This window comes from Photobacterium sp. DNB23_23_1 (assembly GCF_052873815.1).
In genome coordinates this window covers 120,308-145,875 of the sequence record NZ_JBNNXT010000004.1, presented here as the reverse complement: position 1 = coordinate 145,875, position 25,568 = coordinate 120,308, and the positions used below count along the sequence as shown (strand labels likewise).

Annotated in this window: 24 protein-coding genes; 17 read left to right on the top strand and 7 right to left on the bottom strand. The window is 48.3% G+C overall.

Annotated elements, in window-relative coordinates:
- Positions 1 to 114: 114 nt before the first annotated feature.
- Entirely contained in the window at positions 115 to 567 is a 453-nt protein-coding gene (locus ACVA53_RS04530; protein ID WP_255041410.1) for a CBS domain-containing protein, read from the bottom strand.
- Positions 568 to 758: 191 nt separating this feature from the next.
- Between ACVA53_RS04530 and ACVA53_RS04525 the strand changes: the two genes are divergently transcribed.
- Complete coding sequence (locus ACVA53_RS04525) at positions 759 to 1,799, top strand: metal-dependent hydrolase (protein ID WP_446504587.1); 1,041 nt, start codon at positions 759 to 761, stop codon at positions 1,797 to 1,799.
- A 601-nt stretch (positions 1,800 to 2,400) separates the two neighbouring features.
- On the opposite strand, the gene ACVA53_RS04520 is transcribed toward ACVA53_RS04525, so the two are convergent.
- The 3 genes from ACVA53_RS04520 to ACVA53_RS04510 form a co-directional block, all read right to left on the bottom strand.
- A complete protein-coding gene (locus ACVA53_RS04520) occupies positions 2,401 to 2,835 on the bottom strand; it encodes a phosphate-starvation-inducible protein PsiE (RefSeq protein WP_255041413.1) in 435 nt (144 codons plus the stop codon).
- 173 nt (positions 2,836 to 3,008) lie between these two features.
- The gene (gene cobO / locus ACVA53_RS04515) at positions 3,009 to 3,614 is read right to left on the bottom strand and encodes a cob(I)yrinic acid a,c-diamide adenosyltransferase (RefSeq protein WP_446504586.1); all 606 of its coding nucleotides are present in this window, start codon (positions 3,612 to 3,614) and stop codon (positions 3,009 to 3,011) included.
- Positions 3,615 to 3,631: 17 nt separating this feature from the next.
- Positions 3,632 to 4,417 carry an adenosylcobinamide-GDP ribazoletransferase gene (locus ACVA53_RS04510; protein WP_446504585.1) on the bottom strand — a complete coding sequence of 262 codons (786 nt, stop codon included), beginning with the start codon at positions 4,415 to 4,417 and terminating at the stop codon, positions 3,632 to 3,634.
- A 207-nt stretch (positions 4,418 to 4,624) separates the two neighbouring features.
- On the opposite strand from ACVA53_RS04510, the gene ACVA53_RS04505 reads away from it, so the two are divergent.
- Positions 4,625 to 5,089: a low molecular weight protein-tyrosine-phosphatase gene (locus ACVA53_RS04505; protein WP_255041416.1), complete on the top strand. Its 465-nt coding sequence runs from the start codon at positions 4,625 to 4,627 to the stop codon at positions 5,087 to 5,089.
- A gap of 161 nt (positions 5,090 to 5,250) precedes the next feature.
- On the opposite strand, the gene ACVA53_RS04500 is transcribed toward ACVA53_RS04505, so the two are convergent.
- Positions 5,251 to 6,807, bottom strand: coding sequence for a SulP family inorganic anion transporter (locus ACVA53_RS04500; protein WP_446504584.1), 1,557 nt, complete (start codon positions 6,805 to 6,807; stop codon positions 5,251 to 5,253).
- A 275-nt stretch (positions 6,808 to 7,082) separates the two neighbouring features.
- Positions 7,083 to 10,478: a ribonuclease E gene (gene rne / locus ACVA53_RS04495; RefSeq protein ID WP_446504583.1), complete on the bottom strand. Its 3,396-nt coding sequence runs from the start codon at positions 10,476 to 10,478 to the stop codon at positions 7,083 to 7,085.
- 438 nt (positions 10,479 to 10,916) lie between these two features.
- Here rne and rluC point away from each other — a divergent pair, with 438 nt between their 5' ends.
- A complete protein-coding gene (gene rluC, locus ACVA53_RS04490) occupies positions 10,917 to 11,870 on the top strand; it encodes a 23S rRNA pseudouridine(955/2504/2580) synthase RluC (RefSeq protein WP_255041419.1) in 954 nt (317 codons plus the stop codon).
- A gap of 114 nt (positions 11,871 to 11,984) precedes the next feature.
- Here the strand turns inward: rluC and ACVA53_RS04485 are convergent, their stop codons facing one another.
- Entirely contained in the window at positions 11,985 to 12,566 is a 582-nt protein-coding gene (locus ACVA53_RS04485) for a Maf family protein (protein ID WP_446504582.1), read from the bottom strand.
- A 302-nt stretch (positions 12,567 to 12,868) separates the two neighbouring features.
- Here ACVA53_RS04485 and yceD point away from each other — a divergent pair, with 302 nt between their 5' ends.
- The 14 genes from yceD (at position 12,869) to ptsG (ending at position 25,310) form a co-directional block, all read left to right on the top strand.
- Positions 12,869 to 13,384, top strand: a complete 516-nt coding sequence (gene yceD / locus ACVA53_RS04480) for a 23S rRNA accumulation protein YceD (protein WP_255041421.1) — start codon at positions 12,869 to 12,871, stop codon at positions 13,382 to 13,384.
- 19 nt (positions 13,385 to 13,403) lie between these two features.
- Positions 13,404 to 13,574 (top strand): 50S ribosomal protein L32, encoded by a 171-nt coding sequence (gene rpmF / locus ACVA53_RS04475; protein ID WP_006231206.1) that lies wholly within the window; start codon positions 13,404 to 13,406, stop codon positions 13,572 to 13,574.
- Positions 13,575 to 13,583: 9 nt separating this feature from the next.
- Positions 13,584 to 14,609 (top strand): phosphate acyltransferase PlsX, encoded by a 1,026-nt coding sequence (plsX, locus tag ACVA53_RS04470; protein ID WP_255041428.1) that lies wholly within the window; start codon positions 13,584 to 13,586, stop codon positions 14,607 to 14,609.
- A gap of 5 nt (positions 14,610 to 14,614) precedes the next feature.
- Positions 14,615 to 15,571 (top strand): beta-ketoacyl-ACP synthase III, encoded by a 957-nt coding sequence (locus ACVA53_RS04465; protein WP_446504581.1) that lies wholly within the window; start codon positions 14,615 to 14,617, stop codon positions 15,569 to 15,571.
- A 96-nt stretch (positions 15,572 to 15,667) separates the two neighbouring features.
- Complete coding sequence (fabD, locus tag ACVA53_RS04460; protein WP_446504580.1) at positions 15,668 to 16,591, top strand: ACP S-malonyltransferase; 924 nt, start codon at positions 15,668 to 15,670, stop codon at positions 16,589 to 16,591.
- Positions 16,592 to 16,616: 25 nt separating this feature from the next.
- Positions 16,617 to 17,351 (top strand): 3-oxoacyl-ACP reductase FabG, encoded by a 735-nt coding sequence (gene fabG / locus ACVA53_RS04455; protein ID WP_255041431.1) that lies wholly within the window; start codon positions 16,617 to 16,619, stop codon positions 17,349 to 17,351.
- Positions 17,352 to 17,508: 157 nt separating this feature from the next.
- Positions 17,509 to 17,745 (top strand): acyl carrier protein, encoded by a 237-nt coding sequence (gene acpP, locus ACVA53_RS04450; RefSeq protein WP_016961388.1) that lies wholly within the window; start codon positions 17,509 to 17,511, stop codon positions 17,743 to 17,745.
- An 88-nt stretch (positions 17,746 to 17,833) separates the two neighbouring features.
- Positions 17,834 to 19,072 (top strand): beta-ketoacyl-ACP synthase II, encoded by a 1,239-nt coding sequence (gene fabF, locus ACVA53_RS04445; protein WP_255041432.1) that lies wholly within the window; start codon positions 17,834 to 17,836, stop codon positions 19,070 to 19,072.
- Between the two features lie 88 nt (positions 19,073 to 19,160).
- Positions 19,161 to 19,970: an aminodeoxychorismate lyase gene (gene pabC / locus ACVA53_RS04440; protein WP_446504579.1), complete on the top strand. Its 810-nt coding sequence runs from the start codon at positions 19,161 to 19,163 to the stop codon at positions 19,968 to 19,970.
- Positions 19,964 to 20,977: an endolytic transglycosylase MltG gene (mltG, locus tag ACVA53_RS04435; RefSeq protein WP_446504578.1), complete on the top strand. Its 1,014-nt coding sequence runs from the start codon at positions 19,964 to 19,966 to the stop codon at positions 20,975 to 20,977. The genes pabC and mltG overlap by 7 nt, the downstream gene beginning before the upstream one ends.
- Complete coding sequence (gene tmk / locus ACVA53_RS04430; protein ID WP_255041435.1) at positions 20,977 to 21,606, top strand: dTMP kinase; 630 nt, start codon at positions 20,977 to 20,979, stop codon at positions 21,604 to 21,606. Before mltG ends, tmk begins: the two co-directional genes overlap by 1 nt.
- A gap of 1 nt (position 21,607) precedes the next feature.
- Positions 21,608 to 22,585, top strand: a complete 978-nt coding sequence (gene holB / locus ACVA53_RS04425) for a DNA polymerase III subunit delta' (RefSeq protein WP_446504577.1) — start codon at positions 21,608 to 21,610, stop codon at positions 22,583 to 22,585.
- A gap of 51 nt (positions 22,586 to 22,636) precedes the next feature.
- A complete protein-coding gene (locus ACVA53_RS04420) occupies positions 22,637 to 23,416 on the top strand; it encodes a TatD family hydrolase (RefSeq protein WP_446504576.1) in 780 nt (259 codons plus the stop codon).
- Positions 23,417 to 23,879: 463 nt separating this feature from the next.
- The gene (ptsG, locus tag ACVA53_RS04415; protein WP_446504575.1) at positions 23,880 to 25,310 is read left to right on the top strand and encodes a PTS glucose transporter subunit IIBC; all 1,431 of its coding nucleotides are present in this window, start codon (positions 23,880 to 23,882) and stop codon (positions 25,308 to 25,310) included.
- Positions 25,311 to 25,568 lie beyond the last annotated feature (258 nt).

Genomic DNA, 25,568 nt, shown 5'->3' with positions numbered 1-25,568 from the left:
ACTCATGAAGGAGTTCATAGGTAAAGATAGACGATATATCTGAGTAGGCTTTGTTAGGCAGGGTTAAATGTTTATCAGTAGCCCTACAGTTGGGTAGGGCTATGATTATTTAGTTTAAGCTAACTGCTTCTTCTTTTTTGAGGATTTCTGGCTCTCCAGAATATCCTGGAAGGCTTTTAGCAGATCGATGGCCGACAGCATCCCGACCAATTGTCCCGTTTTATCCAGCACCGGTGCGGCGCCAACCTGGAAATCCAATACTGTTCCGATGGCTTTGGTGAGGGTATCGTAGGTTCGTACATGCACAATATCTCGGATCATGACATCGTTGATATGCCATTCATCCGTTAGGTGATATTCATGACCGATCTCTGGGGATTCATCAACCCAGCCCGGGCGGCGTAATTCTCTGTCACTCACGATACCGACGAGCGCTCCTTCATCATTCACAACGGGTAAGTGACGGATATTTTCATCGCGCATCAAGAAGAAGGCTTCTCTTAGGCCAGTGTCAGGTGAGATTGTGATGACTTTGCGGGTCATGTATTCAGAGACTTTTGTTGGCATTGCATCTTCCTTTTATTCAAAGTTGATGGGTGTTGCCTGATTTACCGTAGCGAATATTGCGCAGCTGATCTGCGAGCCATCCCCAGTTTTTTATCAGAGATGTTTCAATAAAAAAACATAATAGTAATAAATTGCGTGTCGAATATTAGCTCTGTTAAGGTAGCAACTTCAAAAATGAAGAAGGAATAGTTGTGGATTCAGTAACACAAGCGGCATTGGGTGCGGCGGTCGCCGGTGCGGTGGCGGGTAGGAAGTGTTCCCCGAAGATCTTGTTGGCAGGTGCCGCTTTGGGCACGCTGCCAGATCTTGATGTCATAATCAGCTATGGTGATCCTGTATCGGATATGGTGAAGCATCGTGGTTTTAGCCATTCGTTGTTTGTTCTCATCCCGTTCTCGTTGCTACTAAGTTGGGGCTGGCAAAAGATGCGGCCAACCCGTTTTAGTCTCGGTCATCTTTGGCTATTGGTGGCAGCTTGTTTGGTGACCCACCCGCTGCTTGACTCTTTTACCGCCTACGGTACCCAGCTGTTTTGGCCAATTAATACTCCAATTGCAACTCCGAGCTTATTCATCATCGATCCGCTCTATACTGTGCCATTACTGTTAGCTGTATTGGCAAGCGTGATATGGCGTGACCGGATGGCAAAACTTTGTAGTGCTGGCTTGGCTGTTTCATCGCTGTATATTGTCTGGTCACTCGTCGCAATGAATACGATTGAAAGTCGGGTTGAACAGCAGTTGGCAGGCACGCCTTTCGCGGGGCAGCCAACGTTTATTACTCCGACCCCGTTGAACACTTTACTATGGCGAGTCGTGGTCAAAGGTGAGCATAGCTACCTCGAAGGCCTGTCATCGATACTTGACGCTGATGTTGAAATTGATTTTTTAGATAAACCGCTAGGCACATGGCCTAAAGGGGTCGTTTCCGAGCACCAACGGATGCTTGAGCATTTCACTGGCGGGTTTATCCGCTATGATCAGCGTCAATCTGAATTAGTTGTATCTGATCTGCGCCTGGGAATGGGGGAGCAGCTCGCTTTCCAATTTGCCCTAGCAGAAAAGAGTAACGAGTGGGTAGCTATCGAGCCTGTACGAATTGAAAGCCCGAGGGCGAGATTGGCTCAGATCCCGAACCTATGGCTTCGCTTGCTAGGCAGCCAAGATATTGATGCTAATTTATGCCATATTTCTGAATGTCCGCAGCAAGCTGTACCGCTGGTAAGCCGATAAGGGTTACTGCGACCAGTCTTCCCCTGTTAGCCTTTACTGAGAGCTAAGCCAGTGACTAAGGTCGCTGGTTTTTATATATTTATACCAACCTACAAAAATATTTGATCAGTCTTGCAAGTTAAAATCGCTGTTCTCTGCGTTAGATATTTTGTAATTAGAGCCACTAGTTACTGCAATGTCTGCCTTGATAACAACGATTTTTCCAGTGCAAATACTTGATCAACTACTTATCCAGGTTGGTATTACTTACGTTTTAATAATTAAATTTATGTAAATTCGGATGAAAAACATTCAACCAAGCATTTAATTGAGTATATAATTGTTAAAAAGTGCCTTTATTGGTTGAAGATTAACGGTTGTGATGGTTGATATAACCTAGAGAATGAGAGAAGTAGCAATTAACAGTTTAAAGCGGGTTTTGACGGCGACAGACGTTGAGTCACTTAGGGCAAAAATGCACACTAAGATCGTCAAAAAAGCAGAGGCTTACTATAAGAATAAGCTGGGAAAATCCAAGAAGCCTCAATCACATCAAGAATAATATCGGTATTTAAAAAAAGGAAGTGAATATCACTCCCTTTTTACTTTTTACCGAGCCTATTTAGTCGTGCGAATTACGATAGCCGGGCTCTTTCGCATCCTCGTATGGCCAGTAATGGTGACCAACACGGATAAGCAAGGTTGATGCCGCCAAGATAAAGGCGGCAACGGATAGCCAGACTATGTAGGCGCCGTCGAGCTCTTTCATGCCGAGGGTGATATAGCGGGCTATTGCCATAATAGCAATGTAGATTGGGTAGCGAACCGGGATCTTACCGTTGGTGACAAACTGCTGAACCATGGCCAGCACTTCAAGGTAAATAAACATGAGCAAGATATCAGTTAGTGCTATTTGGCGGTTGGTATAGATGACAATGAATTCATTGATCATGGCTGCCAAGGTTGCCAAGGTGATAGCTACCAGCAAGATAGCTTCGAGAAGATGAAATAGTTTTAGGAAAATAGCACTGAATTTCTTTGGTAAATGTGAAGGCATTTGTGTCCCTTGTAAGACTTGTAATCGATCTTTCATCAAAGACCTGTTATGAGCCAAATATTGGCTTTTTCCCATCAAGGGTCAAGTAAAAAATGTGACAAAGGTCGAGATTGAAAAGTAGCCACTGCTGCAATTCGAGTGGCTACCCTGGGGAAGCATTGTTTATTGGCGGCTTACCAATCAACCCCCCTGCGGGCTTTGACACCACGTTCAAATGCATGTTTCACGTTGCGAACTTCGGAGACAGTATCAGCTATTTCAATAAGTTCCCGATGTGCACCACGGCCGGTCACGATGACTGATTGGGTCTTCGGACGATTAGTGATAGCTTCAATAACCTCGTCAAGCTCAACATAGCCATAGGTCACCATATAAGTCAGCTCATCAAGAAGAATGACATCATAGCTATCATTTCCCAACATTTTTTTACACTCCGCCCACGTTGCTTGGGCAGCTTCTGTATCCGCTTCTTTATTTTGGGTTTCCCAAGTAAAGCCGGTGGCCATAACGGCAAAATCGACATCGTGCTGCTCGAGCAGGGCACGTTCACCGCAGTCCCATGTCCCTTTGATAAACTGGCCGACACCACATTTCTGGCCATGGCCGACAGCGCGGGCAATGGTGCCAAAACCTGAAGTAGATTTTCCCTTGCCATTGCCGGTAATGATCAGAAAGAGCCCTTTTTCTTCTTGGGCTGAAGCGACACGCGCATCAATTTCATCTTTTACTTTTTGCTGCCGTGCTTTGTAGCGGCTGTCTTTCTGGGTTTGATCTACCATGATGATCCTTATTATTGTTAGGCTACCATTGCCAATATGACTAGATAGCCGGTTACTTCAGCAAGTTGCTGACATGCACCAAGGCAATCTCCAGTATAGCCCCCCAATTGTTGGGTAAACCAGCGGCCACAGACATAACGAATCAGTAGCTGGGCTGCTGCGAGTAAAAGTGCCATTGGCAGTGGGAATAACAGTAATATAAAGAAACTGGTGATAATTAAAACCCACAAATCTTGTTGGCTTTGCTGATTAGCCAGTGGTTTGACTTTGCTTTGCTCATCGAGGCGAACGTATGGGTAGCTGAATATGAGGCTGGCAGCAGCGGCACGGCTCAAACCATGCAGGCACAACAGTGCTAACGTGGTCAACGCCGGCGATATCTCAGCCAAGGCTGTTAGGCTGGACCATTTGATTGCCAGTACCACAAACAGTGCTGAGGCCCCATAAGTACCTAGTCGGGAGTCTTTCATGATCTCGAGTTTTTGCTCAGGTTGCCACCCGCCACCAAAACCATCGAACACATCGGCCAAGCCATCTTCATGAAAAGCACCAGTCAGCAGCAGGCTTACCGCCATAGCAATGATCACAGCGACAGAAACCGGTAATATAAGTTGTGACAGCCAGAAACTTATCGCACTTGCCAACCCGACAACCAAGCCAACTAAGGCAAAATAGCGGTTTGCTTTGTTTAATAACTCTGGAGAATAGGGTGTATCGGCAGGGATGGGAATACGGGTAAAGAAGGCGAGTGCGATTAGGAATATCTGCACCTGCTGTTTAAATGCCTGGTAATGCACCTTCATGGTATGCAGCCTTGCTGTAAGAGTCTGAAAACGAATACGTTACTTCAATCAGACAGAAGATACCAGTTATCGATGAGGCTGGCCAAGGACGGCAATACTGAGGTGGAGATAAGGCGCGCCAACACGGATATGGACGATTTTAAAATGATCGAGAAGTGTTACGCTTAGAGCAAATTCAGTAATACAAGCCTTGATAAAGGAGTGACGATGACACAACGGATTTTAGTGGTATGCATGGGCAATATCTGTCGTTCACCAACGGCTGAAGCCGTTCTTCGGGCTAAAGTGGCCGAGCGTGGGCTGGATATTGACGTCGATTCTGCTGGTACTATTGGTTTTCATCAAGGCGAACAGCCTGATCACCGTGCCCGAGCCGCCGCTGAGGCGCGCGGATACTGCTTTGACGGGATCCGTGCCAGACAGGTTACCCAAGGGGACTTCGAAGCCTTTGATCTGATTTTGGCGGCAGATAACGATAATCTACGCGATTTGAAACGTGCTTGCCCAACCCATTTGCAGCGTAAACTGGCACTCTTTCTTGAGTATGGCCGTCCTGATGTCGAGGAGATCCCTGACCCTTATTATGGCGGTAAACGTGGCTTTGACTATGTACTCGATTTGGTCGAGGAAGCTTCTGAGGAGTTACTTGATAGGTTATACCAACCTACATAAATATTTGATCAGTCTTGCACTGGAAAATACTTGATCAACGACTTATCCAGATTGGTATTATAAATGCGGTCACTTTGACTAAAAAACGCCCGCATCTATTTTAAATAGATGCGGGCGCTTTTATTTCTAATGCTAACTGAGCACGTGGTTAATACAGCAGATTAACCTAGGGTATCGGTCGCGACCTTGTAGGTTGGGTCTTCCATCATGTTAACCTCAACCAAGTTACCCGCTTTCTTAAGCAGAGATCGACATTCCGGGCTCAAGTGGCGGATATGCAGGGTCTTGTCTTGGGATGCGTAACGTTCAGCGATGGTATCAATAGCTTCAATTGCTGAGTGATCAGCAACGCGTGATTTGGCAAAATCAATGATCACATCTGCTGGATCGTTCTTGGCATCAAACAGTTCTAGGAAGTTTGCTACTGAGCCGAAGAAGAGTGGGCCGTCAAGTGCGTATACCTTTGAGCCGTTGTTATCGAGGTAACTAGACGCATAGATGTGCTTAGCGTGTTTCCAGGCAAAGACGAGTGCTGAGTAAATCACACCGACAATAACTGCCAAGGCAAGGTCGAATGCGACCGTAACACCAGTAACCAAAATGATGGCAAAGAAATCGTGTTTTGGTACTTTGCGTGCCATTTTGAAGCTAGCCCACTCAAACGTGCCGATCACGACCATGAACATTACGCCAACCAGAGCTGCTAGCGGGATGACTTCAATCAGTGACGAGCCGAACAGAATGAACAACAGCAGGCCGACAGCACCGGTGATACCGGATAGGCGTCCACGGCCACCTGAATTGATGTTAATCATCGATTGGCCAATCATCGCACAGCCACCCATAGCGCCGAACACAGAGCAGGTGACGTTTGCCACACCTTGGCCCACACATTCGCGGTTACCTTGACCACGGGTACCCGTCATTTCATCAATCACAGTCAGTGTTAGTAGCGACTCAATCAGGCCAACCGCTGCCAGAATCAAAGAGTATGGCAGGATGATACGCAGGGTATCCATGTTGAAACCTACTTCAGGAATCGCGAAGGTTGGTAGCGAGCCTGCTAGTGTTGCGTTGCCATCACCACTCATGGTGCGAACGAAATCAATGACGGTACGGGTATCTAGGCCAAGACCGTGTACCAGTACCGTTACTGTGATGATCGCCACCAGTGAAGAGGGTACTGCTTTGGTCAGCTTTGGCAGGAAGTGGATAATAAACATGGTCAGGCCAACTAGTCCCAGCATGATGTAAAGCTGAGAGCCTTGCATCCACTGCAGATCACCTGAAGCATCTGGTACTTTAAATTGACCAAGTTGTGCCAGGAAAATAACGATAGCTAAGCCGTTAACAAAGCCAATCATTACCGGGTGCGGTACCATGCGAATAAACTTACCGAGCTTGAACACACCGGCAAGGATTTGTAAAACACCGGCAAGCATGACGGCAGCAAAGAGGTATTGGATACCGTGTTCGGCCACAAGGCTGACCATAACAACAGCCATGGCGCCGGTAGCGCCAGAAATCATTCCCGGACGCCCTCCAAGCACGGCCGTGATCAAGCCGACGATGAAGGCTGCGTACAAGCCAACCATTGGATCAACGCCTGCTACGAAGGCAAAGGCAACCGCTTCAGGTATTAGGGCAAGGGCAACAGTTAGCCCCGAAAGAACGTCATTCTTGACGGATTGTCTCGAAAATTGTGGGAATTCAAACATGCTTATAGGTTTTGTTCTGACTATGGTCGTTGATTGGAGCCGCTAGGCGACTAAGGCACTACAAAGTCGCTGATCCTACAGAAAAGTGTGACTAGGTTCAACTTTCAAGCTGAGTTGTTCGTCTTTCCTGTTACTTAGTGTAAGAAAGTTTGATGCTGGTAATGTTGTGAGTGAAAAATTGCAGCGGTTGCAAAGCAATATTAATGGCAGAATGGATGGCAAAAAAAAGCCATGCAATTATATGCATGGCTTTTTGTTAGGTTGCAAGCGTTAACTTATTCAGCGCTTGGCATTGTTGATTTAGCACCCGCTGTCGCGTGGTTGGTTGCCGTTTGGCTACCGGCCTGGCGAGCAGCAAAGCGTTCGTCACGAAGTGGTGCAATAGCAACCATAATCGGTTCTGCGGCTTCTACTGGAGCTGGTGCTTTAGCCATCGCAGCTGTTGCATGTAGCCCCTTCGGAGACGTTGCACAAACCTGAGCTGTTGATTCAACGTTAGAAACAACCGTTTCCGCATGAGTTACAACAACTTCTGGCGCTTTGGTTTCAGCTTCTGCTACCTGAACCTCAGGCTCAGTAACCGCTGCAGCAGGTGCTGCTTCAGTCACTTCAACCTCAACCGGTTGTTGAGTCTGCATTCCCAGCATTGCAGCTTGAGCGGCAGCGATAGCGGCGGCTACGTCTGATTCTGCAGATTGTGGCTCTGCAGGTTCAGCAGCAACAGGTGCTTCTACCTTTGGCTCTTCAGCAACTGGTGTTTCAACGACTGTCTCTTCAACAGCTGGTGTATCAACAACAGGTGCTTGCTCAGCTGTTTCCTCTGCAACATCTGCACGTAGCGGGAAGGCTTTGCCCATCGCTAGCTCTGGCATAGCAACACCACCCAGTACTGCAGCGGTTTCAGCGGTTGTTTGCTCAGCAACAACAGCAGGTGCCTCAGTTGCTTTAACAACATCTTCTACCGGTGCTTCAAGAGAGGCAACGGCTGGTTTCGTTGCAGAAGGCCATACTTTGCCCATTGCCATTTCAGGCGATGCGACACCGTTCTTCAGGCGGACAACGGCTTTAGGCTTCTCGACGATAGAAACAACATTTTCGATATCGTTCAGGGTTTCGGTAACTTCTTCAACAGCGTGACCGACAGCTTCTGTCACCATCTGCTCCATTTCTTCACCCTTTTCTGGGCGGGTATCACGGATACGACGACGACGTTGGCCGCTTGCACGAAGATGGCGAGGAGAGCGACGGTTACGGCGTTGGCCTTCTTGCTCACCGTTCTTCTCTTCAGCATTATCAGTAACAGCTTTAGCTTCCTGAGCCATGGCGGTGCCAAGCTCTTGAAGCTCAGACTTAGCAACAGGCACTTCAGCGACAGCAGGCTGAGTTGTTTCAACAGCTTTCACTTCTGCATTGTCGGTAATACGTACTGTTTTACGCATTTCACGACGTTGGCGACGTTGCTTCACCTTCGCCGTCTTTTCCTGCTCCTGACGCTGCTCTTCGACAACCGGTTTTTCTACTTTAGCTTTGGCTTCCTGATCGCGCTCGCGACGAGGTTTTTGAGCTTGGGTATCATCACGGTCACGACGCTGGCGTTTCTGATCTTTGTCTTTACGCTGCTGCTGGGTTGGCTTCTCATCGTTTTGCTCAGGCTTGTCTTTCGCTTTTTCATTGCGACGACGAGCTTGGCGTTGTTCACGCTGTTCAGCAACCTGCTGCTTTTTCTTGTTGTCAGTCTCTTGGCGATCAGGGCGCTCCTGACGACCACGGCGGTTATCTTTGCTACCACGACGGTTGTCTTGCTGGCGATCACCACGGCGGCCTTCCTGACGTTCACCGCGACGGTTGTCTTGGTTACGACGATTGTCCTTGCGGTCACGGCGGTTGTCTTCTTTCTTCTCTTTTGGTTGCTCTTCCTGCTCAGGGCTTGAGAAGAAGTTCGCAATTGCAGAGAAAATACGGCTGAAGAAACCTGCCTTTTCCTCGACAGCTTGAGCCGGCGCAGCTGCTTTCTTCGCTGGCTGAGGCTTAGCTTTCGGGGTAGTAGGTGCTTGCGTAGGCGCACTGAAGCCCTGTAGAACAGGCTCTTCACGTTTCTTCGTCACACGCTCTTGCGGTGCAGAAGACTCCGCCGCTTCAGCTTCACGCAGTGCTTCTAGTGCGCTTGGCAGGTTGTAAGACAACGCATCGTGCTCATCACCAGAACGGACACGGACCACTTCGAAATGAGGTGTTTCCATGCTGGCGTTAGGTACGATGATTGCACGTACATTGTGAGATTTCTCAATGTACTGTACAGATCGACGTTTCTCGTTGAGCAGGTAAGAGGCAATTGCCACTGGCACTATTGCCAACACCTGAGAGGTGTTGTCTTTCAGCGCTTCTTCTTCAATAAGACGAAGGATTGAAAGTGATAGCGATTCGCTGTCACGAATGACACCTGTACCCGTACAGCGAGGACACACATGGTGGCTGGCTTCAGCTAGTGATGGGCTTAGGCGCTGGCGCGACATTTCCAATAGACCAAAGCGAGAAATACGACCGATTTGAACGCGTGCACGGTCCATGCGGACGGCTTCGCGTAGTCGGTTTTCAACTTCACGCTGGTGGCGTACTGGTGTCATATCGATGAAATCGATAACCACTAGACCGCCAAGGTCACGTAGGCGAAGCTGGCGTGCGATTTCGTCAGCGGCTTCAAGGTTGGTCTGTAGTGCTGTTTCTTCGATATCACCACCCTTGGTTGCACGGGCAGAGTTGATATCAATAGACGTCAGCGCTTCAGTCGGGTCGATAACAATAGAACCACCAGAAGGCAGACGAACTTCACGCTGGAACGCTGATTCAATCTGGTTTTCAATCTGGTAATGGTTGAACAGTGGTGTTTCACTGTTTTCGTAGAGTTTTACCCGTGACAGGAAGTCTGGACGAACCTGTTGGATATGATCGCGGGCACGGTCAAAGATTTTTTTGCTGTCGATAACGATTTCACCGATGTCACGGCGAAGGTAGTCACGAATAGCTCGGGCGATGACGTTACTTTCCTGGTGGATAAGGAAAGGCGCAGCCGCCGAGTCAGCAGCGTCTTTTACACGCTCCCAGTGGCTAAGTAGGTAGTTAAGATCATATTCCAGATCTTCAGCTGATTTACCAACACCGGCAGTACGTACAATCAGGCCCATGCCCTGAGGCAATTCCAGCGTGCTAAGTGCCGCTTTTAGCTGTGTACGTTCTTCACCCTCGATACGACGGGAAATACCGCCTGCACGTGGGTTGTTCGGCATCAGTACCAGGTAGCTACCTGCTAGAGAGATGAAGGTAGTAAGGGCGGCGCCTTTGTTGCCTCGCTCTTCTTTATCAACCTGAACAATTACTTCCTGACCTTCTTTCAGCACTTCCTTAATGTTCGGTCGGCCTTGGTAAGAGTAGTCAGAAGGGAAATAGTCACGGGCGATTTCTTTAAGAGGGAGAAAACCGTGGCGTTCAGCACCATAGTCAACAAACGCTGCTTCCAGACTTGGTTCGATGCGTGTGATGCGTCCTTTGTAGATATTTGCTTTTTTAGATTCGTGGCCAGGGCTTTCGATATCAAGATCGAACAGCTTCTGCCCATCAACTAATGCGACGCGCAACTCTTCCTTCTGAGTTGCGTTAATCAACATTCTTTTCATTATATTGTACTCGTTTTTTTTCATGTGCTAGTGCACTTAGTTACGTGTCTTTACTGGTGGTGCCGGACCCCAAGTCTGATCTTAAATGCAACCTCACGGCTGGAATTCAGGGGTGCTATGTGGCAACACGTATCATCCAACTGTACCAAGATGTTTAGATCTGAAAATGCACAGCTGGTTCACCGATGGTTACGGCGGTATCTGTCACACCAGTAATTTTTTCGTTGCTAAAGGGCACTAAAAAAACACTCCGAAGAATTAAACGTCTTACGCCACATGCTGCGTTTTTCATCAGAGCGGTATATATAGTCATCAATCGGGTGTTATTCTGTTCACCCTGTCGGCAAAGTAGGCAAATTTTCCTACCTGTGCACGCCAATGATAGCAGGGTGACTTTTTTGCGGCAATCTGCTTTGCATGCATGTTAGAATGAAACCCATGAAAGATGATAAACCAAAAGTGCACTTCATCGAAATATCTGATGACTTTGCAGGCCAGCGGATCGATAACTTTCTCCGTGCACGGCTAAAAAATGTACCAAAAAGTATGATTTACCGCATTCTGCGTAAAGGCGAAGTGCGAGTGAACAAAAAACGTATAAAACCAGAATACAAATTGCAGGACGGTGACCTGGTTCGGGTTCCTCCGGTAAAGATACCGGAAAAAGAAGACCAAGCACCGATCAGCACCAAGTTAGATAAAGTGGCAGAGCTTGAAGCGTGCATTATCTATGAAGATGACCACATGCTGATCCTCAACAAGCCATCCGGTACGGCAGTACACGGCGGCAGTGGCCTGAAGTTCGGTGCTATTGAAGCATTGCGTGCATTGCGGCCTGATGCACGCTTCCTCGAACTGGTCCACCGCATCGACCGCGATACGTCGGGCATTCTGCTTGTGGCAAAAAAACGCTCCGCGTTGCGCAAGCTGCAAGAGCAGTTCCGTAATAAGACAGTACAGAAGTACTACTTTGCTTTGGTAATGGGGGAGTGGAAGGCGAGCTGCAAGAAAGTGACTGCGCCGCTTCTCAAAAATGAGGTGAACAGTATCGTCCGGGTTAACCCGAATGGTAAGCCGTGCGATACTCGCTTCAAGGTACTGGAGCGACTTGACCAAGCGACGTTGGTGCAGGCCAGCCCGGTAACGGGCCGCACCCACCAAATTCGCGTGCACTGCCAATATACCGGCCACCCAATTGCATGGGATGATCGCTATGGCGACCCACGCTTTGATGCCTTTACTAAAAAGGTAGGTTTGAATCGTTTGTTCCTGCACGCGGCGAACATCAAGTTCACCCACCCGCAAAGCGAAGAGCTGATGGACATCAGTGCGCCGATGGAGCGAAAGCTTCAGCTGGCAGTGGAGAAGTTACGCAGTAGTAAGGTGCAATAATAAAGGTGTAACCTTTTCTATAACGCGCGTTCAATACAGTAAAACGGCAGGGTTTCCTGCCGTTTTTTGTTCGGGTGATGGTGGGGCTACAACATTGCCTTTATCAAACTGTGCTTACAATACGCTGATACCTTGTTTGGCGAGCATTTCTCGCAGCGCAATCAGTGGCAAGCCGACAAGGGTATTAGGATCGCGGCCTTCGAGGCGGTCAAACAACGCTATACCCAGTCCTTCACACATGAAGCTCCCCGCACAGTTGAGTGGCTGCTCACGTTCAACATAATGGCGGATTTCGGTATCAGTGAGCTGGCGGAAGTGGACATGGAAGGGTTCGCAGATCACCTCGCTCTCGCCTGTTTTGGCGTTGTGTAGACACAGGCCAGTATAAAAGGTGATGGTTTTACCGCTGGCTGCTTTTAGTTGGCGACAGGCATTCTCAACCGTATGGGGCTTGCCGATGATCGCGCCATCAATCACGCAGACCTGATCGGAGCCAATAATGAGATGCTCGCTGTACTCGCTGGCACATGCCATGGCTTTGCTCTGGGCTAAGCGAGTGACAAGTTGCTGCGCTTGCTCGCCGGGTAGTGGTGTTTCATCGGTTTCAGGCTTGGCTGTCGTAAAAGGAAGGCCGAGTTTTTGCAATAGTGATTGGCGAAAAGGGGAGGTTGAAGCCAAGAGTAAAGGTTGGCACATGACTATTACCGGGTTAATGCTAGGTTGTGGTAGTCTACGCACCTTGCTTTGCGATGGCTACGTTATAATGATAGGTAAAGTTGGTCTATCGGTTGGGTTTTCGCCAGTTTTTGTGTGTTATTTGAGCTGATATTGACTGCCATACAAGTTATTGGTGGATAGGCAGATAACAGACAAAATGGTGGAAGTGGCAGTGCTGCAGTGCTTGTATCTAACACTGAGTATACGAATTGACTAAATGGTGTTAATTCACGCACATTTCCTTTGACTCAAACTGATTACAAGGCTAATATTCGCGCCCTATGCAAAAGGTAAAATTGCCGCTTACGGTTGACCCGGTTCGCGCTGCTCAAAAAAAACTCGACTATGATGGCATCATCAAAGCCGAACTACTTGAGCGTCTGACCGAATCAACGCAGAGCGTAACACGTGATGCAAACGTCACCTTGTCATTTGACTTGGACCAGCGTCGAATCGCATTTATGCGCGGTAGCGCAGATGTTGAAGTGATGCTGACCTGTCAGAGATGTCAGGAAGGGTTCAAACACGAATATCGTGTTGAGTTCTGTTACAGTCCGCTCCTCAAACCAGAGGCAGCAGACGATTTACCGGAAGCTTATGAGCCGGCTGATGTCGACGAAAATGGTGAGATCAATCTGGTTCAAATCGTCGAAGACGAATTGATTCTGGAATTACCTCAAGTCGCTATGCATGAGGAAGCTGACTGCAAAGCCAGCGGAAACATGACTTTTGGTGAGATCCCCGTTGCTGATGAGCGTCCGAATCCGTTTGCAGTATTGAAAAATCTAAGTAAGTAATTTAACAGGAGTAGGGTTAATGGCCGTACAAAAGAGCAAAAAATCACGTGCAGCACGTGGCATGCGTCGTTCACACGATGCACTAACAACTGCAGCTGTGTCTGTAGATTCTGCAAGTGGTGAAACTCACCTACGTCACCACGTGACAGCTGACGGTTTCTACCGTGGTCGCAAGGTTATCAACAAGTAAGGTTGAGCCTTGAGTGGTCTAACCGTTGCACTTGATGCAATGGGTGGGGATTTCGGTCCTCAAGTAACAGTGCCTGCCTCCGTGCAGGCACTGTTGCAATTCCCTGAGCTCAAAGTCATATTATTTGGTGATCAAAGTGCGATCACTACCGAACTATCCCTCCTGAATCAAACGAATCACCCTCGTCTACGCATTGTCCATTGCGATCACGTCATTGCAAACGATACCCGTCCTTCTCAGGCTTTGCGCCGGAGTCAAGGGTCATCTATGCGCGCCGCTCTGGAAGCCGTTTCCGAAGGCACTGCTAATGCCTGTGTCAGTGCTGGTAATACCGGAGCTTTAATGGCTTTGTCTCGTTATATCCTCAAGCAACTACCCGGAGTGGATCGTCCCGCGCTGGTGTCTGCTATTCCAACTCAAAACGAGACCAAGACCTGGCTGCTAGACTTAGGGGCCAATGTGTCATGTGATGCCGATACCTTGTTCCAGTTCGCAGTAATGGGGGCGGTGCTGGCTGAGCAAGGACATGTGACGCCACCTCGGGTTGCGTTGCTCAATATCGGTGAAGAGGAGATCAAAGGTAACGATCTCGTCAAGCGCTGCGCTGAGATGCTGACCGAGTCACCGGATATCAATTACATCGGTTATATCGAAGGGGATCAGCTCTACAGTGGTAAAGCCGATGTTATTGTCTGTGATGGTTTTGTAGGCAATGTCAGCCTTAAAACCAGTGAAGGGGTGGCAAATCTGTTTATTGGTGCGATTAAACGTGCTATTTACGGTAATCCACTGAAACGGCTGATAGCGAGGTGGCTATTTAGTGACCTATTTAACAGCTTGAAACAGTTGAACCCCGACCAGTATAACGGCGCGAGTCTGTTAGGATTGCGCGGTATTGTGGTGAAAAGCCACGGAAGTGCTGATACAACCGCCTTTACTAATGCGATTGGTGAAGCGGTACACGAGGTCAAACGACAAATACCGACAAAAATCAGTGATCGTTTGGAAGAAGTCTTACTCGAGAGGCATTATTAGTCTTCATGTATAGCAAAATTTTAGGTACTGGCAGCTATCTGCCAGAGCAAGTACGTTCTAATGCCGACTTAGAACATATGGTTGAAACCAATGACGAGTGGATTGTCGCTCGTACCGGTATTCGAGAGCGTCGCATTGCTGCCGAAGACGAAACTGTCGCGGTAATGGGGTATCAGGCTTCATTGAATGCTATTGAGATGGCAGGCATTGAGAAAGATGACATTGACCTGATCATCGTCGCGACGACCAGTGCGAGCCACGCGTTCCCATCGGCGGCTTGTCAGGTTCAGGGTATGCTGGATATCAAAGGCTGTCCGGCGTTTGATATTGCTGCAGCTTGTTCTGGTTTCGTCTATGCGTTGAGTATTGCCGATCAGCATATCAAAACAGGTATGGCGAAAAACGTCCTAGTGATTGGTGCCGATGCGCTCTCGCACCGTTGTGACCCAAATGATCGTTCGACGATCATCCTGTTTGGTGATGCTGCTGGTGCTGTTGTTGTCGGAGCGAGCGAAGAGCCGGGTATCATCTCGACCCACCTGCACGCAGATGGCCACTTTGGTGGGCTATTAAGCCTTGGTGTGCCTGAGCATGGTCAGGACTTCAGCGATGACAAGTGGCTATACATGGCCGGTAACGAAGTGTTCAAGGTAGCAGTAACCCAACTGTCTAACTTAGTTAAAAACACGTTAGCCGCCAATAACATGGACAAGTCAGAGCTTGATTGGCTGGTACCGCATCAAGCAAACCTGCGCATTATCAAAGCAACAGCGAAGAAGCTTTCTATGTCTATGGATCAGGTAGTTGTCACCCTTGATCGCCACGGTAATACCTCGGCGGCAACCGTGCCAACGGCGCTGGACGAAGCGGTACGTGATGGCCGTATTCAGCGTGGCCAGACATTGCTGCTTGAAGCCTTTGGTGGTGGTTTCACCTGGGGTTCGGCGCTGGTGAAGTTCTAAACATCTTCTTTATATTTAGTTTGGGTGGGTTGGCGTTGCCATCTCGCCCGATTTAGCAAAACTGAGTTTTCAGTTACATAGAATAAGGATTCTCGAATGTCTAAGTTCGCGATTGTATTTCCGGGTCAAGGCTCTCAAGCCGTAGGTATGCTGGCCGAATTGGCTGAGCAGTATGATGTGGTTAAGCAAACTTTTGCTGAGGCATCTGACGTATTAGGTTATGACCTGTGGGCACTGGTACAAAACGGCCCAGCTGAAGACCTGAACCAAACTCACCGCACTCAGCCTGCACTTCTGACGTCTTCAGTTGCGATTTGGCGTGTATGGCAAGAAGTTGGTGGTGCAAAGCCTGAAGTAGTGGCAGGCCACAGCCTAGGCGAATATTCAGCACTAGTTTGTGCGGGTGTTATTGATTTCAAAGATGCGGTTAAGCTGGTTGAGCTACGTGGTCAGCTAATGCAAGCAGCCGTGCCGGCAGGTGTTGGCGCAATGTCTGCCATTATCGGTTTGGACAACGACGCTATTGCCAAGGCGTGTGCAGAAGCCGCGCAAGATCAGGTGTGCTCACCGGTAAACTTTAACTCTCCAGGCCAAGTTGTTATCGCAGGTAACAAAGACGCTGTTGAACGTGCGAATGTACTTTGTAAAGAAGCCGGTGCTAAGCGTGCGTTGCCGCTGCCTGTGTCTGTGCCTTCACACTGTGCACTGATGCAGCCTGCTGCTGATAAGCTGGCAGAAGCGCTCGAGAGCATTACTTTCTCAGCGCCAGTACTATCCGTTATCAACAACGCTGACGTGGCGACCGAGACGGATCCTGCGGCAATTAAGGCTGCGCTAGTTAAGCAGCTGCACAGCCCAGTACGCTGGACCGAGTCTGTGGAGCGCATGGCTGCTGAAGGTATCGAGTCTCTGCTTGAGTTCGGCCCGGGTAAAGTATTGACTGGCCTAACAAAACGAATCAATCGTTCACTGAGCAGCGCAGCGGTTAACGACACCGCCAGCCTTGACGCTGCTAAGTAACCAATTTCATCAAAGAGGATTAACAATGAGCCTGGAAGGAAAAATTGCGCTGGTAACAGGTGCGAGCCGTGGTATCGGTCGTGCGATTGCCGAGATTCTGGTTGAACGTGGTGCAACCGTTATCGGTACTGCAACCTCTGAGAACGGCGCAGAAGCTATCAGCGCTTATCTGGGTGACAATGGTAAGGGCCTTGCGCTGAATGTCACTTCTCCTGAATCTATTGAAGCAGTGCTTAAGCAGATCAAAGAAGAATTTGGTGATGTTGACATCCTAGTTAACAACGCAGGTATTACCCGTGATAACTTGCTAATGCGTATGAAAGATGACGAATGGCAGGACATCATGGACACTAACCTGACCTCTATCTTCCGTTTGTCGAAAGCGGTATTGCGCGCGATGATGAAAAAACGTCATGGCCGTATTATCAGCATTGGCTCGGTTGTGGGCACTATGGGTAACGCAGGCCAGACTAACTATGCAGCCGCTAAAGCGGGCTTGATTGGCTTTACCAAGTCGATGGCACGTGAAGTGGCTTCTCGTGGCATTACAGTAAATGCTGTGGCTCCGGGCTTCATTGAAACGGACATGACCAAGGCTCTGACAGACGATCAGCGCGCCGCGACACTGTCTGGTGTTCCGGCTGGCCGTCTTGGCGATCCGCGTGAAATTGCAGCCGCTGTGGCTTTCCTAGCCTCTGAAGATGCTGGTTATGTGACCGGTGAAACATTGCACGTCAATGGCGGCATGTACATGATTTAATCAAAAAAGTTGCATAACTTGATGATGCAAGTCAAACTCAACTTGTTTTCACTGAAAATCGTGGTTTGACCAGCATCTTGAGTATTGCAACTTTTGCAGTATTGAATAAACTACAGCAAATCGCATTAGCGAATTCTTGTTTTAAGGAAATAGATTAATGAGCAACATCGAAGAACGCGTAAAAAAAATCATCATCGAGCAACTAGGTGTAGACGAAGCTGAAGTTAAGAACGAAGCATCTTTCGTTGACGATCTAGGCGCTGACTCTCTAGATACAGTTGAACTAGTAATGGCTCTTGAAGAAGAATTCGACACTGAGATTCCAGACGAAGAAGCTGAAAAAATTACTACAGTACAAGCTGCAATCGACTACGTTGTTGGCGCTTCTGAGTAATTAAAGAACTCCCCCCAGGCGGTCACCATGACCGCCTGAATTTTTCTTTTGAAATCTGTTTTATCCTCAATTCCCGGAGAAATAAATCGTGTCTAAGCGTCGCGTAGTTGTTACTGGCATGGGTATGCTATCACCGGTAGGTAATTCTGTTGAATCATCTTGGAAAGCACTTCTAGCCGGTACTAGCGGTATCAGCACTATTGAACATTTTGATGCTAGTGCATTCGCTACTCGTTTTGCTGGTATGGTCAAAGACTTCAACTGTGAAGAATACATGACGAAGAAAGATGCCCGTAAAATGGATTTGTTTATCCAATACGGCATTGCAGCAGGCGTACAAGCGTTAAAAGACTCTGGTATTGAAGTTACTGAAGAAAATGCAGCCCGCGTGGGCGTAGCTATCGGTTCTGGTATTGGTGGTCTTGGCTTAATTGAAGCTAACCATCAATCTTTGATGGAAAAGGGTCCGCGCAAAATCAGCCCATTCTTTGTTCCATCGACAATTGTCAATATGATTGCTGGCCACCTGTCGATCATGCATGGTCTACGTGGTCCAAACATCGCAATCTCTACAGCGTGTACAACTGGCCTTCACAACATTGGTCATGCTGCACGCATGATCGCATACGGTGATGCCGATGCGATGCTAGCAGGTGGTGCTGAGAAAGCATCAACACCTCTAGGCATGGGCGGTTTTTCCGCTGCGAAAGCACTATCTACCCGTAACGATGATCCTCAGGGCGCATCTCGCCCATGGGACAAAGACCGTGACGGTTTCGTACTTGGCGACGGTGCCGGTATGATGATGCTAGAAGAGTACGAGCACGCAAAAGCACGTGGTGCAAAAATCTATGCTGAGCTTGTTGGCTTTGGCATGAGTGGCGATGCTTACCACATGACATCACCAAGCGCTGACGGCTCTGGTGGCGCATTGGCAATGGAAGCATGTATCCGTGATGCGGGTATCAATGCTGATAAAATCGGCTACATCAATGCACACGGTACATCAACCCCTGCTGGTGACGTTGCCGAAACGCTTGGCATTAAGCGTGCGATGGGTGCTGCTGCTGATAACGTCATGGTATCTTCGACTAAGTCTATGACTGGCCACCTATTAGGTGCTGCTGGTTCTGTTGAAGCCATCATCACGGCGATGACTCTGATTGATCAAGTGGTGCCGCCAACAATTAACCTAGAAAACCCTGATGAAGGCTGTGATCTGGACTACGTACCAGGCGAAGCGCGTCAGGTAAATCTTGAGTACGCACTGTGTAACTCGTTTGGTTTCGGTGGTACAAACGGCTCGTTGCTGTTCAAGAAAATCTAACGATAACCTGTTATCATTGAGCGGCCCGGTGTTATGCACCGGGCCGTTTTTTTTATCTATCTTTCGAGAATATCGAGCAGGAAGCAAGATGATCCTGATCAACGGAAAACCTGACAACCAGATAACAGTGACCGACAGAGCCATGCAGTACGGCGATGGGTGTTTTACGACTATGCTGGTAGAAAGTGGTGAGATCCGGCTTTGGCCTTTTCACCTTGAGCGTTTAAAAGAAACGCTCTCGCTACTGGATATAGCCGAGCCGAACTGGGATGAATTAGCGACAACTGTCAGTAAGCTTGCTACCCGTTTCCCTGACAAAGGTGGGCTCAAGGTACTGATCAGCCGTGGGAGCGGTGGCCGGGGGTACAGTGCTTCCGGTTGCAGCGATACGCAGGTGGTAGTGTCGGAGTTTGCTTGGCCCGAACATTACCTGCAGTGGCAACAAGACGGTATTACCTTAGGGGTGTGCCAGCAACGTTTGTCACATTCACCGATGCTGGCCGGATACAAGCACCTCAATCGCCTTGAGCAAGTGCTGCTGAAGCGGGAAGCCGAGCAGCACCAGTGGTTGGATGCCGTGGTACTGGATGTTGTCGGTAACGTGGTGGAGTCCATCGCTTCGAACATCTTTTGGCGCCGGGGGAATACGTTATACACTCCAAGCCTACAATTGTCCGGTGTGAGGGGGGTAATGCGGCGGCATATATTTCAGTTGGTAACCGAACTGGATTATTGTTTAGAAATTGTCAATTCGACTCTCGATTGCTTGCTTTGTGCTGATGAAGTCTTTATTACTAATGCCCTTATGGCGTTAGTGCCAGTAAATGAAATAAATGGAATAACATTCACTCAGCAGACCTTGCTGAATGAGCTGAACAAGAGGTTGTATTCGTGCTAAAGAAATTGGCGATTGCTGTAATCCTGCTGGGCCTGGCGGCTGCCGGTGGACTGGGTTGGTCGTATCAGCAAGTGAAGTCATCACTTGATGTACAAGTGGAAAACCAACAAGAAGTCTTATTGACGGTAAGGGCCGGGACATCATACCGCGGATTGCTCAATCAGTTGGCTAGCCAAGACATCATAGTAGAGTCGCCATGGACGCGATGGATCCCAAGGCTAGAACCGCAACTGGCAAACCTGAAGTCGGGTACGTACCAAGTGACCCCGGCGATGACGCTAAAGGACGTATTGGCGCTGGTTGCCTCTGGCCGTGAACACCAGTTTGCCATCACGTTGGTTGAAGGTGAGCGCTTTGTTGACTGGTTGGCACAGCTCCAACAAGCCCCGCACGTGACCCATGCAACAGACGGGATGAGCGAAGCGGAAATTGCTCAAGCTCTGGGTGCCGATATCGAAAAGCTGGAAGGCTACCTGCTGCCTGAAACCTACCATTACACAGCTGGTACGTCAGATTTGGAACTGCTTCGCCGCGCTTACAGTGACATGCAGAACCTGTTGGGCACGGCATGGGATGAGCGTGATGCTGAAATTCCACTGAAAACCCCGTACGAAGCCCTGATTATGGCATCAATCATCGAGAAAGAAACGGCGGTGGATAACGAACGCGGCTTGGTGTCATCGGTATTTATGAACCGTCTGCATAAAGGTATGCGCTTACAGACGGATCCAACCGTGATCTACGGTATGGGTGATAAGTACGAAGGCAGGATCCGCAAACGCGATCTGCAAACACCGACACCATATAACACCTATACCATTTTCGGCCTGCCGCCGACGCCGATTGCAATGCCAAGCGAGGCATCGGTTCTCGCCGCGGTCAACCCGGATGACAGCATTTATTACTACTTTGTGGCTGATGGCAAAGGCGGCCATAAATTTTCGAGAACACTGACAGAACATAACCGTGCTGTACGTGAATATTTAAGAATACTAAGACAACAATAATGACTGGTAAATTTATCGTAATTGAAGGGCTGGAAGGCGCAGGGAAAAGCACTGCCATCCAGCAAGTAACTCAAGTGTTGGCTGAGCAGGGGATCGAAGAGTTTACGTCGACCCGCGAACCGGGCGGTACACCGCTGGCCGAGCAAATGCGTGCCTTGGTTAAGGAAGGCCACCCTGACGAACCTTTGACAGACATGGCTGAACTGTTACTGCTTTACGCTGCTCGCTCGCAGCTGGTTGAAAACGTCATCAAGCCTGCCTTGAACCAAGGACGTTGGGTGGTCGGTGATCGTCATGATATGTCTTCTCAAGCCTACCAAGGTGGTGGCCGTGGTTTCGACCGTGCGGTAATGGAGCGGCTTCGCGATACAGTACTGGGTGACTTTCGTCCTGATTTTACGATCTATATGGATATCGATCCGGTGCTAGGCCTTGAGCGTGCCCGTGGCCGAGGTGAGTTGGATCGTATCGAAAAAATGAATATCGATTTTTTCCACCGTGCTCGAGCACGTTTTTTGGAATTGTCTAAAGCCGATTCAAGTGTTGTCATTATTGACGCGAGTCAGTCGCTAGAAGATGTAACGGCTGATATTCGCGGTGCGGTTAAACACTGGTTGGAGCAGCAGTAACATGCTATATCCGTGGCAGGAAAATCTATGGCAAGGTTGGCAACAGCTGCTGGTTCAGGGGCGGATGCATCATGCTATTCTTCTTGTGGCGCCTCATGGCAGCGGACGAGAAGCGCTCGCTAGGCACCTGGCAAAAACCGTGCTGTGTCAGAACGGGGCTGCAGGTGCTGGTGGTGAGCCTTGTGGAGTATGCCATAGTTGTAAGTTGTTTGACGCTGGCACCCACCCAGATTTTCACGTAATAGCCCCTGTGCAAGATGGTAAGCAGATCGGGGTTGATGCGATCAGGCAATGTAACCGTTGGGCTGTTGAAACCTCACAGCTTGGTGGTGAGCGCATACTTCTGATTGATGGTGCGGATAGCATGGGGGAAGCGGCGGCAAATGCGTTGCTGAAAACCTTGGAAGAGCCACCGTCCGGCTGCCAGTTTGTCTTGTTGGCGTCGTCACTGGATAACTTGCTGCCGACTATCAACAGTCGCTGTAACAAGTGGCGGTTGGCGATGCCACAAGAGCAGGAAACCAAGCGCTGGGTGGAAAAGCAGTTGATGCAGAGTATCAAGTTGGAAACGGTCAGGCTTAATGGTTCCGCACCGATTGCAACCCAGCAGTTCATTGAGCAGGGCCAAGATATTCGTTACACCAAATTATTGGCTGTTTTTGGTGATTTTTTGCGGCCGCCGAATTTCGGCTTATATGATGTTGCTGGGTTATGTACCAAAGAAGGCCACAACAGTCTCAAGTGGTTGAGCTACTTCCTTGTCGATTGCATGAAGTGGCAACAAGGCGTGACGACGCACTTGGTCCATAGTGAGTCACTGCCTTTGGTTGAGCAGGCTGCAGCGGTTATTGCACCCATGACCTTGCTTGAGCAAATCAGAGAGGCCAACAGCCTATATCAGAAACTGGAACGTCATCCGGGGCTGAATGCAGAGCTGTTGATTGTCGAGTGGTTAACAGGTTTCATGAACCACCCATAGTGCCTCAATGAACGAGGCTCCGTTAATGTACAGAATACTGAGGAAAGAAACGTGCTAGTTGATTCGCATTGTCACCTGGATAAATTAGATTACGAGCAACTTCATACAGGGATTGATGATGTGTTGGCCAAGGCAAAAGCCCGTGGCATTGATTACTGCCTGTCGGTTGGTGTAACGCTGAAAAGCTTTCCGACTATGATGGAGATGATTGCACCGCATGACAATGTATTTGCTTCATGCGGTGTCCATCCCTTGGATATTGAAGAAGGCTTTGATTTCGATACGCTGAAAGAATTTGCTCGACATGAGCGTGTCGTTGCCATCGGTGAAACCGGCCTTGATTACCATTATCAACCGGAGCTTGCCGAGCAACAAAAAGAGATTTTCCGCCAGCATGTGCGTTTGGCGGTTGAACTCAATAAGCCTCTTATTATTCATACCCGCATGGCGCGTGAAGATACTTTGCAGATCTTGCGCGAAGAAGGCGCCGAAAAGTGTGGCGGTGTGCTGCATTGTTTTACCGAGAGCCTTGAAATGGCACAGGCTGCTATCGAGTTAGGTTTCTATATTTCTATCTCGGGTATCGTTACTTTCAACAAAGCGTCGGAACTCAAGCATGTGGTTAGCCAGTTGCCATTGGAGCGCCTACTGGTCGAAACCGATTCACCGTACCTTGCCCCGATCCCTTACCGTGGTAAACAGAACCAGCCAGCTTATGTACGTGAAGTTGCAGAGCATATTGGCCTGTTGAAAGGGGTGTCGGTCGAAGAAGTCGAACGGGTAACCACTGACAACTTCTTTACCCTTTTTTCGCACGCAAAACGAAGTTGAGGTCGAGAAGGAGGAAAAAAGGAGCTAAGGCTCCTTTTTTTTATACTATTTGTCTTTTAATTATTCAGTATTCAATATGTTTAAATTAATCCTGCAAATAGCATTAAAAAACACCAAGAAAAGTTGATAGTTAACTTCGTAACGTAAAGTAACACAGCTTACATTACTGAAAGATAATTACAGGTTGTTGTAGGTGTGTGTTTATGGCGTATTATTTATATTTTTCATGATCTTATGGTTATTTTTTCTCTTTGGTAGTCGAAATTTCAACTGTGATCTATATTGAGTTTTGAAATTATATTTCATGACCTATTGGTAATTTTGATGGTTATCAAGTTATATTTAGCACCACATTTTATACTTAACTTGTATTAAAAATGACGGTCTTATCGGCAGATGGCTACGGGGGTAGGCCGCTGATAAAACTGAAAATCTAAATAAAACACTCACTCAGGAGCACATTATGTTCAAGAACCTTTTTGCAAACCTGCAAAAAGTCGGTAAGTCGCTGATGCTTCCAGTATCAGTACTACCGGTTGCAGGTATTCTGTTAGGCGTTGGTGCCGCTAATTTTAGTTGGCTACCAGAAGTAGTATCTCAAACTATGGAATCCGCAGGTGGTTCTGTATTCGGCCAAATGCCACTACTATTTGCAGTAGGTGTAGCACTAGGTTTCACTAACAATGATGGCGTAGCAGGTCTTGCTGCTATCGTTGGCTACGGCATTATGGCGGCGACGCTTGGTGTTATGGCTAGCGTAATGGGCGTAGAAGCAATCGACACAGGTGTACTTGGTGGTATCCTTGTCGGTGGTGTTGCTGCTTGGGCATTTAACCGTTTCTTCCGTATCCAACTTCCAGAATACCTAGGTTTCTTTGCTGGTAAGCGTTTTGTACCAATCATGACAGGTTTCTGTGCAATTGGTCTTGCGATTCTACTTTCTATCATTTGGCCTCCAGTAGGCGGTGCAATTGCAGCGTTCTCTGAGTGGGCTGCTCACCAGAACCCAACAGTTGCATTCGGTATCTACGGTATCGTTGAGCGTTCTCTGATCCCATTTGGTCTACACCACGTTTGGAACGTACCTTTCTTCTTCGAAGCAGGTACGTGTATTAACGCTGCTGGCGAAACACAGAACGGTGTTCTTACTTGTTACCTTGTTGCTGATGAAGCATCTCGTATTGCTGGTAATGGCTTCGGTCAGCTAGCAGGCGGTTACATGTTTAAGATGTTCGGTCTACCAGCTGCAGCTATTGCTATTGCTCAGTGTGCTAAGCCTGAAAACCGTGCAAAAGTAATGGGTATCATGGTTTCTGCTGCACTAACGTCATTCCTAACAGGTATTACTGAACCAATCGAATTCGCTTTCCTATTTGTTGCTCCAGTACTGTACGGAATCCACGCTCTACTAGCAGGTTCTGCATACGTTGTTGCAAACACCCTTGGTTTTGTACACGGTACTTCTTTCTCACACGGTCTAATCGACTTCCTAGTTCTGTCTGGTAACGCACAGAAGATGGGTCTAATGATTGGTGTTGGTCTAATTTACGCTGCAATTTACTACGTAGTATTCCGCGCTGTAATCACCAAGCTTGACCTGAAAACACCAGGTCGTGAAGAAGAAGAAGCAGGCGAAGGCGTTGCAGCTGAAGGCTCTGAGCTAGCGAAAGACCTAGTGATGGCATTCGGTGGTAAAGATAACATCACAGGCCTTGACGCATGTATCACTCGTCTACGTGTTGCTGTAGCAAGCGTTGATAATGTTGACCAAGATCGCTTGAAGAAACTAGGCGCAGCCGGTGTGGTTGTTGCTGGTGGTGGTGTTCAGGCTATCTTCGGTACTAAGTCTGACAACCTGAAATCAGACATGGATGAGTGGATTCGTAACAACTAATACGAACCATTAAATCTATAACAAAGGGAAGCTTCGGCTTCCCTTTTTGCTTTTAATACCAATCTGGATAAGTCGTTGATCAAGTATTTGCACTGGAAAAATCGTTGTTATCAAGGCAGATATTGCAGTAACTAGTGGCTCTAATTAAAAATATCTAACGTAGAGAACAGCGATTTTAACCTGCAGACTGATCAAATATTTATGTAGGTTGGTATAAGAGCTTGGCTAGAGGCGCTAGGTCATGGGCTAGTGGTAAGG